Below are 12,328 nucleotides of genomic sequence, written 5' to 3' on the forward strand. Positions count from 1 at the left end.
TCCGTGGCTAACCTGCTCGTCCGCGACGCCCAGGCGGAAGCAGTCCGCGGTCTCGCGACCGTGTGATCCAGCCCTGAGCCGTTGAGAGGGCGACGCCGTTGATCTGCGCCATTGTCGCGCTCGGGTTCGCGTCGCCCTTCCGGGTGAGCTGGCCGTGTTGCAGCGCGACCAGCTCGTAGAAGTCCGCCACCTTCTTCGGGTCTCCGAGCGGCTTGAGCAGATCCTTCGTTCCGACCTTCCGCCCCGACGGCAGCACGATCTTGCCGCCCGTGATCGTCTCGGTGCGCTTCATCGCGAACAACCGCTTGTTGATCGCGGCCTCGATGCGGGCGGTGGGCAGCTCGCGGAGGAGTTGGCTCGTGATCGGGTCGCCCGGCCGCCAGGGGAGGTAGATCACCCCGGTGATGCGGACCTCCTCGGGTACCGCGAACAGCTGGCGCTGCAGCCGGATCATCACGCGGGTGTGCGTCGCCTCGTGCTCGATATAGCGCCAGCGCCCGTCGGTGGTCTCGTCCTGGTCGGAGTCGGCCGGCACGCCCTGGTCGTCGTACCCGAGCACCGCATCGATCTGCTCGCTCGCGTCGTCATCGCGTTCGCCGGGGAAACGGTTCGGCAGGTACCACCCGTCGGGCAGGTCGTCCGCGATCAGCAAGCCGTCGTACGACTGGTCACCTGGGCGCGGCGTCAGGGCGGGCATGCGTCGAGTCTAGCCACCCAACTCAGGTACTTGCCGAAATATGCGAAGCGGTGGTATTCTCAGGTACTTGCAAATAGCCGCGCGTGGGTCGGCATGCACGAGATGCCAACCGGCGGCCGATGAGTCGAGGGGGAGCGTCATGGTCGACACCGGGTGGAGGGTCGAATATCTGAGCCGAGTCGAGGCGGCCGAGCGGTGCCGCATCCCGGTCTCGAGCTTCGACAAGCTGCGCCACGACGGCCTCATTCCCGAGCCGGACGCTCGCATGGGCAAGCACCTCCTCTGGAGCGCCGACACGATCGACGAGCTCCTCGCCGGGGGCGGAACGGAACACTGATGGCCGGCCGGCCGGCCAGGGATACCCCGACGCGGGTCGATCCGCGCACGGGTCGGCCGCTGCCCGAGGGCATCCGCTGGCGCGCCGACCGCCAGCGTTACCAGATCCGCGTCGTCGGCCCGAGCGTCGAGGGCGGTGCGGCCGAGCGGTCCCGTACCTTCCTCACCCTCGCCGAGGCGAAGCGCGAACTCGCCAAGATGGTCGCCGGCCGCAACCCGAACGGCTCGATGACGCTCGACCAGTGGTACGACAAGTACTGGCCCGCGATCGAGGCCTCCGTTCGCCCGGCGACGGCCCGCAGCTACGGCGTCGCCTGGCGGCTCCGCGTGAGGCCGAGTCTCGGAAGGCACCGGCTCGACGAGATCACCTCGCCGATGATCGAGTCGGCGATGGTCGCCTGGTCGGGTGGGGCATCCGCCAAGAACGACGCGCTCGCGGTGCTCTCCCGCCTGCTCGACGGCGCCCGCCGGTCGCGGTTCATCGACTACAACCCGGCCCGCGAGGTCAAGCGGCCGAGCATGCGCGAGTCGATCTCGCCCGTCTCGCGTGCGCTGACCTTGGACCAGATCCGCACGATGCTCGACCTCGTGCCCGACGGGGTGTACCGGCGCTACCTCGCGGCGCTCGTCTACACCGGGATGCGCGCGGGGGAGGCGACGGCGCTGCGCGTCGGCGACGTCGACTTCGACCGTGGCATCATCCGCGTCAGCCGGTCGCTGAGTCCGGGCATGCGCGGCGAGCTGATCGAGCAGTCGCCGAAGAGCCACAAGTCCAGGGATGTCCCGCTCATCGACGCACTTCGCCCCTACGCCGAGGCGGCTGCGCGCGGCAAAGCGAGGGAGCGACCTGCTGTTCGACGGCGCCGACGGCGGCCGGCTCACCAGCCACAACGTGCGCCGCGCCGTCGAGTGGGACGAGCTGCGCGTCGCGATCGGCCGGCCTGACCTGCGCATCCACGACCTGCGCCATACGTTCGCGACGATCCTGTTCGATGCCGGCGCGAACGCGCCCGACGTGCAGGCGACGCTCGGCCATTCGAGCCTCCAGGTCACCGAGCGCTACTCGAGGGCCCGCGAGGGCGTCGCGCTCCGAGCCGGCGCAGCACTGAACGACGCGCTCCAGAGAGCCGACGAGAGCGTCGACACGAGTGCGGGCAAGCGCCCTGCCAAGACGGCCGCCTCCGAACCGGAACCGGCACAACGCCGAACCAGGCGAACCCTTAATGGCACATTAATGGCACATTAATGGCACAGCCTCACGGGCGGCCTCGCGGAATGACCCGCTGACACGAAAAAACCCCCGGTAAACCGGGGGTTTTGACTGTGGCTCCGACCGGCATCGATCCGGTGACCTTTCGATTTTCAGTCGAACGCTCTACCAACTGAGCTACAGAGCCTCAGGCTCCGAAACGGAGCCTGATAAGGAGAAAGCCCCTTCTCTCGAAAGGGCTTGTCGCCTGAGCGACCCTGACGGGACTTGAACCCGCGACCTCCGCCGTGACAGGGCGGCACGCTAACCAACTGCGCTACAGGGCCTCGTAGTGAGACTGTTCAATTATAGGTGCTGTACTTCGTTCAGCGTGACCCCAACGGGATTCGAACCCGTGCTGCCGCCGTGAAAGGGCGGTGTCCTAGGCCGCTAAACGATGGGGCCGGAGGTTCGTGACTGGCACGCCCACCGAGAGAAGAGCATATGCGATGTTCGGCGAGGTTCCAAATCGAGCGCCTCGGATGCCTCGCCGGCCCGATTTCCCGTCGCTCTCGACGCGATCCCGCCACGCGGAGCCCGAATCCCGGCCGTCGGCGGATGCGCGCATACCGTGGCACTGATCGCCTGCACGACAGCAGCGCGGGGCACGGCCTGCGCGCGGACGGGAACCATGAACCGAACCACCCGACTCCGAGACCCGCGACGGTCCGCAGACGCGGCCCGTGGCATCCGTGAGCCCCGAAGCCGAACCGGAAGCCGGAGCCGAGGCCGCATGCCGCGGCTCGTCGCCGCCCTCGCGATCGCCGCGTTCGCGCTCGCCCTCCCGGTGGCGCAGCCCGTCGTCGCGCCGGCGCAGGCGGCGACCTACCCGACCTGGGATGAACTGCAGGCCGCCAAGGCGAACACCGCCGCCGCGGCCGCCGCGGTCGAGACGATCAAGAACCTCCTCGTCGAGCTCGAGGCGAACGTGCAGGCCACCCGCGCCGAGGCCGAGCGTCGAACCGACGAGCTGATCGCCGCCCAGCAGCGCTACGACGACGCGGTGCGCCGGGCCGACGAGATCCAGGCCCAGGCCGACGCATCCGCCGCCGAGGCCGAGACCGCCCGCCGCAACGCCGGCGAGGTGGCCGCGCAGCTGTACCGCACGGGCGGCAAGGACCTCGGCGTCGACCTGCTGTTCGACGCCGGCGACGCGGCGCAGACCGACGCCCTGCTCGGCAAGCTCGGCAGCATGGACAAGATGGTCGAGCGCACCTCCTCCATCTACGCCCGCGCGAACGAGAAGGCGAACACGGCCCGCACGCTCGGCAAGCAGGCCGAGGTGGCGCGCGGCGAGCGCGAGAAGCTCCGCATCGCCGCGGAGGAGGCCCTCCAGGTCGCCCTCGACGCGCAGGCCGCGGCCGAGGCGGCGCTCGCCGAGTCGCAGCAGAAGAAGATCGAGCTCGACCAGCAGCTCGCGTTCCTCCAGGACACCGAGGCGAAGACGGCCGCGGCGTACGAGGAGGGCGAGCGCATCCGCAAGGAGGAGGAGCGCCGGCGCATGGAGGAGGCGATGCGGTCGGGGTCGCCCGGCGTCGTCTCGAGCTCCGGCTGGGCGCGCCCCGCGGCCGGTCGCGTCACCGACGGCTACGGCCCGCGCAGCTCGATCTGCTCCGACGGCGGATGCTCCGGCTCGTTCCACTACGCCGTCGACCTCGGCACCGGATGCTCCGCCCCGATCTATGCGGCCAACAGCGGCATCGTGCGGTTCTCGGGCTGGTCGGGCACGTACGGCAACTACATCCAGATCGACCACGGCGGCGGCATCTGGACCGGCTACGCGCACATCCGCGACGGCGGCCGGTTCGTCGGCGTCGGGCAGTGGGTCGACGCCGGGCAGAACATCGCGTCGAGCGGCACGACGGGCGCGTCGACCGGCTGCCACCTGCACTTCGAGGTGTGGTCGGGCGGCTCGCGCATCAACCCGATCCCGTTCATGGCCGACCGGGGCGTCGGGTTCTGAGCGGGGCATCCGCTCGGGAGTGAACGGAGACAGGCAAGCAGGGCGAGGCAGGGAAAGGCCGGTGACCGCATGACCGATCAGCACCAGACGAGGCCCGTGTCGCGGGTGAAGCCGGCGACGCTGCTGTCGACCGTCGCGATCGGCGCCGTGACCGCGTCGATCACGGTCGTCGGCGGGCCGGCGGCCGCCGCGCCCGACTACCCGTCGTGGGCCGAGATCGAGCAGGCCAAGCAGAACGAGCAGACCAAGCAGGCCGAGATCGCCCGGCTGGGCGAGCTGCTGGCCGGGCTCCAGGCCGCAGCGGATGCCGCGATCCAGGCCTCGCTCGTCGCCGACGAGGCGTGGCGCAACACGGTGATCGCGCGCGACCGCGCCGTCGAGCGCGAGGCGCAGCTGAAGACCCGGGCCGACGAGGCCGAGGCCGTCGCCGAGATCTCGCGCATGCGCGCGGGGCTCCTCGCGGCGCACCTCGCGAAGACCGCCGGCGGCGACCTGCGCGGCGAGCTCCTGTTCTCGGGCGACCCCGACGGGCTGCTGCGCGAGCTCGGCACGGCGTCGCAGCTCGGCGAACGCGCGCAGGCCGCGTACGACCACGCCACCGCCGACCGCAACACGGCGGAGTCGCTGCGCGAGCAGGCCGCCGACGCGGCGTCGGCCCGGCAACGGCTCGCGGCGACGGCCGAGCGGCAGGCCGAGGAGGCGCGCGAGGCGGCGGATGCCGCGGCCGCGGCCGTGGCGGAGGCCGAGCAGCGTTCGACCGAGCTCTACGCGCAGCTGGCGGCGCTGAAGGACACGACGGCGGAGCTCGAGCGCGAGCGCGCCGAGGGGCAGGCGCAGGAGGCGGCCGAGGCTGCGGCAGCCGCGGCGGCTGCGGCGGCGGCTGCTGCTGCGGCGGCACAGCAGCAGCAGTCCGGCGGGTCGGGCGGCGGGGGCTCGGGCGGGTCCGGTGGAGGTGGCGGCTCCGGTGGGGGCGGCGGAGGTGGCGGCGGCACGTCCGCCCCGCCCGATGCCTCGGCCGTGGAGGCGGCGATCTGGTACGCGAGCCAGCAGCTCGGCGAGCCCTACCGCCTGGGCGGAGCGGGGCCCGACGTCTGGGACTGCTCGGGCCTCACGAAGCAGGCCTACGGCTACGCCGGCGTCAACATCGGCTCGCACTCCGCCACGAACCAGTACCGCACGCTCGCGGCCCGAGGGCTGGCGGTGTCGCTGTCGCAGATCCAGCGCGGCGACCTGCTGTTCTGGGGCGGAGGCGGCGACTACTACCACGTCGCCATCTACCTCGGCGGCGGACGCATCCTCGAGGCGCCCCGCGAGGGCGTGCCCGTGCGCGAGTACTTCATCTGGGGCTCGCCCGCCGCGGCCGCGCGCCCCGCCGGCTGACCCGCGCAGCGCGACGCGCGCCGCGCCACGCCCCGCGCCGGCTGACCCGCGCAACGCGACGCGCCCCGCCCCCGCGCCGCCGTCTGCGCGGACGCGAATCGTCGCTTCACGGGTGCGATTCCGACCGTTCGCGTCCGCGCGAGCGCCACCGCCGCCGTCACCGCCGGCGCCACCGTCACCGCCACCGCCACGGCCAGCGCGCCTCGCAACGCCCCGCGCCCCGTCACCGTTCGCGCGGACGCGAATCGTCGTTACACGGGTTCCATTGCGACCATTCGCGTCCGCGCGAGCGCCACCGCGCCGCCGCCGCGCCCGCCACCGGCGCCTCCAGCGCAACCGCCGGCGCCACGACGGCGGGCAGGCGCGCCCACGGCCGGGAACGCGAACGAGCGGATGCCCCGTGGGGCATCCGCTCGTGTCGTGACGAGGTGCGCGCGGCTCAGTGGCCGGGGTACGCCTCGATCGCCTTGGCGATGAGCGCCTCGGCCTCAGCCGCGTTCGCCCAGCCCTCGGTCTTGACCCACTTGCCGGGCTCGAGGTCCTTGTAGTGCTCGAAGAAGTGCTCGATCTCCTTGCGGGTGAACTCGGGGATGTCGTCGACGTCCTGGATGTGGTTCCAGCGCGGGTCGCCCGAGAGCACCGCGACGACCTTCGCGTCGCCGCCGCCGTCGTCGGTCATGTGGAACACGCCCACGGGGCGCACCTTCAGGCCCACGCCCGGGAACACCGGGTAGTCGAGCAGCACGAGCACGTCCAGCGGGTCGCCGTCGTCGCCGAGCGTGTGCTCGAAGAAGCCGTAGTCGGTCGGGTACACGAAGGTCGTGTAGAGCACGCGGTCGAGGAAGACCCGGCCGGTCTCGTGATCGACCTCGTACTTGTTGCGGCTCCCCTTGGGGATCTCGATGACGGCGGTGTACTCGCCCATGTGGCACTCCTGTCAGGTGGAAGTCTCGCCGGGCCGCCCGATCGGGCGCGCCATCGGCGGAATAAGGTTACCCCGATGCCTTTCGACGCCTCCACGGATGCCTCGCCCGAACGCCGGCCGCGGCTCACGCCGCCCATCGCCGACATCCGGCGCGCCGTCCGCGGCGTGCTTCCGTCCACGGGTCCCGAGACGGCCGCGGGCGGCCCACCCGACCACCGGGCGCCGCTCGCGCTCGTCGCGCTCTCGGGCGGAGCCGACTCGCTCGCGCTCGCCGCGGGGGTCGCGTTCGAGGCGCCGCGGGCCGGCTGGCGCGCCGGCGCGGTGATCGTCGACCACGGGCTGCAGGATGCCTCGGCCGAGGTCGCCGACCGCGCCGCCGCGCAGGCGCGGGCGCTCGGCCTCGACCCGGTCCTCGTGCGCCGGGTCGACGTGGTGGCGGAGGGCGACGGGCCCGAGGCATCCGCCCGCGCCGCCCGCTACGCCGCGCTCGACGCGGCCGCCGCGGAGACCGGCGCCGAGGTCGTGCTGCTCGCGCACACCCTCGACGACCAGGCCGAGACCGTGCTGCTCGGGCTCGCCCGCGGGTCGGGAGGGGCGAGCCTCGCGGGCATGGCGCCACGCGCCGGCCGCTACGCGCGCCCGCTCCTCGGCATTCGCCGCGCCGAGACCCGGCAGGCCTGCGCCGAAGCCGGCCTCGACCCGTGGGACGACCCGCACAACGTCGACCCGGCCTACGCGCGGGTCCGGGTGCGCGAGCGCGTGCTGCCGCTGCTCGAGGCCGAGCTCGGTCCCGGCGTCGCCGAGGCGCTCGCCCGCACCGCCGAGCAGCTCCGCGAGGACGAGGACGCGTTCCGCGACCAGATCGAGGAGTTCATCGAGGAGGTCTGCGAGCCCGCCGAGGCGGGCATCGCGATCTCGGTCGGATGGCTCGCCGCGAACCCGGCCGCGATCCGCCAGCGGGTCATCCGCCACGTCGTCGCGAGCGAGTTCGGCGTCGCGCTCAGCCGCACCCAGACGCTCGAGGTGGCCAGGCTCGTGACCGACTGGAGCGGCCAGGGGCCGATCGACCTGCCCCGGGGCATCCGCGCCACCCGTGCCGGCCGCCACGTCGTGTTCTCGACCACCGGCTCGACGGAGGTGCTGCCGCACGACCACTGAGCGGGTCGCAGCGTAGGCTCGTGCCGGGGAAGAACCGACCACGGGGGAGGAAGCAGCAGCATGCAGGCCAGCGACATCGAGGGCGACCTCACCGAGGTGCTCCACACGGAGGCCGACATCCGCGCGAAGCTCGACGAGCTCGCGGCACGCGTCGAGGCCGACTACGACGGCCAGGACCTCCTGCTCGTCGGCGTGCTGAAGGGCGCCGTCATGGTGATGGCCGACCTCGCCCGCGCCATGAAGGGCCACCTGAACATGGACTGGATGGCGGTGTCGTCCTACGGCAACTCCACCCACTCCAGCGGCGTCGTCCGCATCCTGAAGGACCTCGACACCGACATCCAGGGCCGGCACGTGCTCATCGTCGAGGACATCATCGACTCGGGCCTGACGCTCAGCTGGCTGCGCGGCAACCTCGAATCGCGCGGCGCCGAGTCGGTCGAGATCTGCGCGCTGTTCCGCAAGCCCGAGGCGGCCAAGGTCGAGGTCGACGTGCGCTACGTCGGGTTCGACATCCCGAACAAGTTCGTGGTCGGCTACGGGCTCGACTACGCCGAGCGGTACCGCAACCTGCGCGACGTGGCGGTGCTCGCGCCGCACGTCTACTCGTAGCAGCCCCCGGCCCTCGGAGCAGCCCTCAGCGAACACACGGGCGCGCCCGGGGGTGCGACGGTAGCCTGTCAAGACCATGAACACGAAGAAGATCCTGCGCGGGCCGATCATCTACATCCTGCTCGCCATCGTGGCGGTGTGGATCGGGTCGAGCCTGATCATGCAGTCGGGATTCCGCCAGGTCTCCACGCAGGAGGGCCTCGAGTTCCTCGCGAAGGACCAGGTCGCGGCCGTCAAGATCGTCGACGGCGAGAACCGGGTCGACCTGACCCTGAAGGAAGCCGACGACGAGTACGGCAAGCAGGTGCAGTTCTACTACGTGACGCCTCGCGGCGCCGACGTGGTGGCCGCGGTCGACGACGCGAACCCGAGCGACGGCTACAACGACGAGGTGCCGCAGCCGAACTGGTTCCTCTCGATGCTCGGCATCCTGCTGCCGCTGCTGCTCATCGGCGTCTTCTTCTGGATCATGCTCTCGGGCATGCAGGGCGGCGGCAACCGCGTCATGCAGTTCGGCAAGTCGCGGGCGAAGCTCGTCTCGAAGGAGAGCCCGAAGGTCACCTTCGACGACGTCGCCGGCTCCGACGAGGCCATCGAGGAGCTCGAGGAGATCAAGGACTTCCTCAAGGACCCGGCCAAGTTCCAGGCCGTCGGCGCCCGCATCCCCAAGGGCGTGCTGCTGTACGGCCCTCCCGGAACGGGCAAGACCCTGCTCGCGCGCGCCGTCGCCGGCGAGGCGGGCGTGCCGTTCTACTCGATCTCGGGTTCCGACTTCGTCGAGATGTTCGTCGGCGTCGGCGCGAGCCGCGTGCGCGACCTGTTCGACCAGGCCAAGCAGAACGCGCCGGCCATCATCTTCGTCGACGAGATCGACGCGGTCGGCCGCCACCGCGGCGCCGGCCTCGGCGGCGGGCACGACGAGCGCGAGCAGACGCTGAACCAGCTCCTCGTCGAGATGGACGGCTTCGACCCCAAGACGAACGTCATCCTCATCGCGGCGACGAACCGCCCCGACATCCTCGACCCCGCGCTGCTGCGCCCGGGTCGCTTCGACCGCCAGATCGGCGTCGACGCCCCCGACCTCAAGGGCCGCCAGCGCATCCTCGAGGTGCACTCGAAGGGCAAGCCGCTCGCGAAGGGCGTCGACCTCGAGGTGCTCGCCCGCAAGACGCCGGGCTTCACGGGCGCCGACCTCGCGAACGTGCTGAACGAGGCCGCGCTGCTCACGGCGCGCTCGAACGCGCAGCTCATCGACAACCGCGCCCTCGACGAGGCCGTCGACCGCGTGATCGCCGGCCCGCAGCGCCGCACCCGGGTGATGAAGGACAAGGAGAAGCTCATCACCGCGTACCACGAGGGCGGCCACGCGCTCGCGGCGGCGGCGATGAACTACACCGACCCGGTCACGAAGATCACGATCCTCCCGCGCGGCCGCGCCCTCGGCTACACGATGGTGCTTCCCCTGGAGGACAAGTACTCGATCACCCGCAACGAGCTGCTCGACCAGCTCACCTACGCGATGGGCGGCCGCGTCGCCGAGGAGATCGTGTTCCACGACCCCTCGACCGGTGCGTCGAACGACATCGAGAAGGCCACGGGCACCGCGCGCAAGATGGTCACCGAGTACGGCATGTCGGCGAACGTCGGCGCCGTCAAGCTCGGCCAGTCGCAGGGCGAGGTCTTCCTCGGCCGCGACATGGGCCACCAGCGCGACTACTCGGAGGACATCGCCGAGACGGTCGACCGCGAGGTCCGCGCACTCATCGAGCAGGCGCACGACGAGGCGTGGCAGGTGCTGAACGACAACCGGGACATCCTCGACAAGCTGGCCGCCGAGCTCCTCGAGCACGAGACGCTCGACCACAACCAGATCGCCGAGATCTTCAAGGACGTGCGCAAGCTCCCCGAGCGTCCGCTGTGGCTCTCGAGCGACAAGCGCCCGGTGTCGTCGATCCCGCCGATCACGTTCCCCGAGGACAAGCTGCCCATCGACCAGGGCATGGTCGACGGCGGCATCGACTCGACCGACGAGTCCGAGCTCGAGGAGCCGGCCGCCGCACGTCGGACGAAGCCGCGCCCCGCCACCGCGTGACGACGGCGGCCCGACCGCGGCACCGTTCCGCAACCGCCTGACGATCGAGGGAGCAGCATGGCCGAGGTGGACGTCGAGCGGATCGCCCGCGCCGTGCGCGAGATCCTGCTGGCGATCGGGGAGGATCCCGACCGTCCGGGGCTCGAGCGCACGCCGCAGCGCGTCGCCGAGGCGTACGCCGACTTCTTCGGCGGCCTCGCCGTCGACCCGCTGAGCCACCTCGCCGACTCCGTGCCCGTGGGGGCGACGGCCGACGGCGAGCCGGCGACCTCCGACGCGGTGGTGCTGCGCGACCTCGACTTCCGCTCGGTGTGCGAGCACCACCTGCTCCCGTTCGTCGGGCGTGCGCACGTCGCCTACCTGCCGGGCGACCGGGTCGTCGGGCTCGGCCGCATCCCGGCCGTCGTCGAGACCCTCGCGAACCGGCCGCAGCTGCAGGAGCGGCTCGCCGAGGAGATCGCCGACACCCTGGAGTCGGGCCTCGGCGCCCGCGGCGTGCTGGTCGTGCTCGACGCGCAGCACCGCTGCGTCACGGCGCGCGGCGCCCGCCAGCAGCGCAGCTCGACGGTCACCATCGCCAGCCGCGGCGCGCTCGCCGACCCGGTCGGCCGGGCCGAGATCATCGCGCTCATCGGCGCGGGCGCGCGCTCCGGTGCGGATGCCTCGGGCGGGGCGGTGGCCGGCGGCGCCGGTGACGCCCATGACTGACCCCGCGCCCGCGCCCGCGGCCGCGCCCGCGCCCGCGGCCCGCACGCTCGTCATGGGCGTCGTGAACGTCACGCCCGACTCGTTCAGCGACGGCGGCCGGTGGTTCGACGCCGACGCCGCGATCGCGCACGGCGTCGAGCTCGTCGCCCAGGGCGCCGACCTCGTCGACGTCGGCGGCGAGTCGACCCGGCCGGGTGCGGCGCGGGTCGAGCCCGACGAGGAGCTGCGCCGGGTCGTGCCCGTCATCCGCGAGCTCGTGGGGCGGGGCATCCGGGTGAGCGTCGACACCATGCGCGCCGCGACCGCCGCCGCCGCGGTGGAGGCGGGCGCCGAGATCATCAACGACGTGTCGGCCGGCCTCGCCGACGCGGCCATGGCCGAGATCGCCGCGGCCTCGGGGGCGCGGTACGTCGCCATGCACTGGCGCGGCCACTCCGACCGGATGGACGGGCTGGCCGAGTACGCCGACGTGGTCGGCGACGTGCGCGACGAGCTCGCGGCGCGGGTCGACGCGCTCGTCGCCGCCGGGGTCGACGCGGAGCGGATCATCCTCGACCCGGGCCTCGGGTTCGCCAAGCGCGGCGAGCAGAACTGGGAGCTCCTCGCGGGGCTCGACCGGCTCCAGGCGCTCGGGTTCCCCGTGCTGGTCGGGGCCTCCCGCAAGCGGTTCCTCGGGGCGATGCTGCCAGACGCCGCCCCGGTGGAGGACCGCGACCTGCCGACCGCGGTCGTCAGCGCGCTCTCGGCCGAGCGCGGCGCCTGGGGCGTTCGCGTGCACGACGTGGTGGCAACGAGGCGCGCGCTCGACGTCGTGGCCGCATGGCAGAGTGGACGACGTGGCTGAGACGCGCGACCGCATCACCCTGACCGGGCTCCGGGTGCGCGCGCACCACGGCGTGTTCGACTTCGAGCGGCGCGACGGCCAGGAATTCGTGATCGACGTCGCCGCGGCCGTCGACCTGGCCCCGGCGGCCACGGGCGACGACCTCGGCCGCACGGTGCACTACGGCGTGCTCGCCGAGGAGGTGGTCGCGGCCGTCGAGCGCGACCCGGTCGACCTCATCGAGACGGTCGCCGAGCGGGTCGCCGCGGTCGTGCTCGCGCACGACGCCGTCGAGGAGGTCGAGGTCACGGTGCACAAGCCGCAGGCGCCGATCGAAGGTCCCCTTCGCGGATGTCGCGGTGACGATCGTGCGGGGCCGGCGATG

General features: G+C 72.3%; 12 protein-coding genes, 3 tRNA genes and 1 pseudogene. 11 read left to right on the forward strand and 5 right to left on the reverse strand.

Features of this window, described 5'->3' with window-relative positions:
* Positions 1–7: 7 nt before the first annotated feature.
* Positions 8–697, reverse strand: a complete 690-nt coding sequence (locus ACGGZK_RS07890; protein WP_395245725.1) for a hypothetical protein — start codon at positions 695–697, stop codon at positions 8–10.
* A gap of 139 nt (positions 698–836) precedes the next feature.
* Here ACGGZK_RS07890 and ACGGZK_RS07895 point away from each other — a divergent pair, with 139 nt between their 5' ends.
* Genes ACGGZK_RS07895 through ACGGZK_RS07905 form a run of 3 tightly spaced genes read left to right on the forward strand, consistent with a single transcriptional unit; the run spans position 837 to position 2,279 of the window.
* Positions 837–1,034, forward strand: a complete 198-nt coding sequence (locus tag ACGGZK_RS07895; RefSeq protein WP_395245726.1) for a hypothetical protein — start codon at positions 837–839, stop codon at positions 1,032–1,034.
* Positions 1,034–1,978 carry a tyrosine-type recombinase/integrase gene (locus tag ACGGZK_RS07900; protein WP_395245727.1) on the forward strand — a complete coding sequence of 315 codons (945 nt, stop codon included), beginning with the start codon at positions 1,034–1,036 and terminating at the stop codon, positions 1,976–1,978. Before ACGGZK_RS07895 ends, ACGGZK_RS07900 begins: the two co-directional genes overlap by 1 nt.
* Positions 1,884–2,279, forward strand: coding sequence for a tyrosine-type recombinase/integrase (locus tag ACGGZK_RS07905; RefSeq protein ID WP_395246049.1), 396 nt, complete (start codon positions 1,884–1,886; stop codon positions 2,277–2,279). Before ACGGZK_RS07900 ends, ACGGZK_RS07905 begins: the two co-directional genes overlap by 95 nt.
* 78 nt (positions 2,280–2,357) lie before the next feature.
* Here the strand turns inward: ACGGZK_RS07905 and ACGGZK_RS07910 are convergent.
* From ACGGZK_RS07910 to ACGGZK_RS07920, 3 genes are all read right to left on the reverse strand, one after another.
* Positions 2,358–2,430 (reverse strand) — tRNA-Phe (locus ACGGZK_RS07910).
* A gap of 65 nt (positions 2,431–2,495) precedes the next feature.
* Positions 2,496–2,569 (reverse strand) — tRNA-Asp (locus ACGGZK_RS07915).
* Positions 2,570–2,614: 45 nt separating this feature from the next.
* Positions 2,615–2,687 (reverse strand) — tRNA-Glu (locus ACGGZK_RS07920).
* 328 nt (positions 2,688–3,015) lie between these two features.
* Here ACGGZK_RS07920 and ACGGZK_RS07925 point away from each other — a divergent pair.
* Together ACGGZK_RS07925 and ACGGZK_RS07930 are read left to right on the forward strand one after the other, a co-directional pair.
* Positions 3,016–4,245 carry a M23 family metallopeptidase gene (locus ACGGZK_RS07925; RefSeq protein ID WP_395245728.1) on the forward strand — a complete coding sequence of 410 codons (1,230 nt, stop codon included), beginning with the start codon at positions 3,016–3,018 and terminating at the stop codon, positions 4,243–4,245.
* Between the two features lie 69 nt (positions 4,246–4,314).
* The gene (locus ACGGZK_RS07930; RefSeq protein WP_395245729.1) at positions 4,315–5,625 is read left to right on the forward strand and encodes a C40 family peptidase; all 1,311 of its coding nucleotides are present in this window, start codon (positions 4,315–4,317) and stop codon (positions 5,623–5,625) included.
* Between the two features lie 439 nt (positions 5,626–6,064).
* Here ACGGZK_RS07930 and ppa read toward each other — a convergent pair whose 3' ends face one another.
* Complete coding sequence (gene ppa, locus ACGGZK_RS07935; protein WP_395245730.1) at positions 6,065–6,550, reverse strand: inorganic diphosphatase; 486 nt, start codon at positions 6,548–6,550, stop codon at positions 6,065–6,067.
* Positions 6,551–6,625: 75 nt separating this feature from the next.
* On the opposite strand from ppa, the gene tilS reads away from it, so the two are divergent.
* The 6 genes and pseudogenes from tilS to ACGGZK_RS07965 form a co-directional block, all read left to right on the forward strand.
* Positions 6,626–7,708, forward strand: a complete 1,083-nt coding sequence (tilS, locus tag ACGGZK_RS07940; protein WP_395245731.1) for a tRNA lysidine(34) synthetase TilS — start codon at positions 6,626–6,628, stop codon at positions 7,706–7,708.
* A 60-nt stretch (positions 7,709–7,768) separates the two neighbouring features.
* A complete protein-coding gene (hpt, locus tag ACGGZK_RS07945; RefSeq protein ID WP_395245732.1) occupies positions 7,769–8,320 on the forward strand; it encodes a hypoxanthine phosphoribosyltransferase in 552 nt (183 codons plus the stop codon).
* 76 nt (positions 8,321–8,396) lie between these two features.
* Positions 8,397–10,412: an ATP-dependent zinc metalloprotease FtsH gene (gene ftsH / locus ACGGZK_RS07950; protein WP_395245733.1), complete on the forward strand. Its 2,016-nt coding sequence runs from the start codon at positions 8,397–8,399 to the stop codon at positions 10,410–10,412.
* A 57-nt stretch (positions 10,413–10,469) separates the two neighbouring features.
* Complete coding sequence (gene folE / locus ACGGZK_RS07955; RefSeq protein WP_395245734.1) at positions 10,470–11,120, forward strand: GTP cyclohydrolase I; 651 nt, start codon at positions 10,470–10,472, stop codon at positions 11,118–11,120.
* Positions 11,113–11,964, forward strand: a complete 852-nt coding sequence (gene folP, locus ACGGZK_RS07960; protein ID WP_395245735.1) for a dihydropteroate synthase — start codon at positions 11,113–11,115, stop codon at positions 11,962–11,964. The genes folE and folP overlap by 8 nt, the downstream gene beginning before the upstream one ends.
* A 52-nt stretch (positions 11,965–12,016) precedes the next feature.
* Positions 12,017–12,235: pseudogene (locus ACGGZK_RS07965) on the forward strand (dihydroneopterin aldolase); the annotation flags it as partial.
* Positions 12,236–12,328: the final 93 nt, after the last annotated feature.

Source organism: Agromyces sp. MMS24-K17, from assembly GCF_043950245.1.
In the GTDB taxonomy this organism is placed as follows: domain Bacteria; phylum Actinomycetota; class Actinomycetes; order Actinomycetales; family Microbacteriaceae; genus Agromyces.

Bases quoted from the DNA above. Each gene is read 5' to 3' on its own strand.
- ACGGZK_RS07890 (WP_395245725.1), bottom strand. From the start codon at position 697: ATGCCCGCCCTGACGCCGCGCCCAGGTGACCAGTCGTACGACGGCTTG.
- ACGGZK_RS07895 (WP_395245726.1), top strand. From the start codon at position 837: ATGGTCGACACCGGGTGGAGGGTCGAATATCTGAGCCGAGTCGAGGCG.
- ACGGZK_RS07900 (WP_395245727.1), top strand. From the start codon at position 1,034: ATGGCCGGCCGGCCGGCCAGGGATACCCCGACGCGGGTCGATCCGCGC.
- ACGGZK_RS07925 (WP_395245728.1), top strand. From the start codon at position 3,016: ATGCCGCGGCTCGTCGCCGCCCTCGCGATCGCCGCGTTCGCGCTCGCC.
- ACGGZK_RS07930 (WP_395245729.1), top strand. From the start codon at position 4,315: ATGACCGATCAGCACCAGACGAGGCCCGTGTCGCGGGTGAAGCCGGCG.
- ppa (WP_395245730.1), bottom strand. From the start codon at position 6,550: ATGGGCGAGTACACCGCCGTCATCGAGATCCCCAAGGGGAGCCGCAAC.
- tilS (WP_395245731.1), top strand. From the start codon at position 6,626: ATGCCTTTCGACGCCTCCACGGATGCCTCGCCCGAACGCCGGCCGCGG.
- hpt (WP_395245732.1), top strand. From the start codon at position 7,769: ATGCAGGCCAGCGACATCGAGGGCGACCTCACCGAGGTGCTCCACACG.
- ftsH (WP_395245733.1), top strand. From the start codon at position 8,397: ATGAACACGAAGAAGATCCTGCGCGGGCCGATCATCTACATCCTGCTC.
- folE (WP_395245734.1), top strand. From the start codon at position 10,470: ATGGCCGAGGTGGACGTCGAGCGGATCGCCCGCGCCGTGCGCGAGATC.
- folP (WP_395245735.1), top strand. From the start codon at position 11,113: ATGACTGACCCCGCGCCCGCGCCCGCGGCCGCGCCCGCGCCCGCGGCC.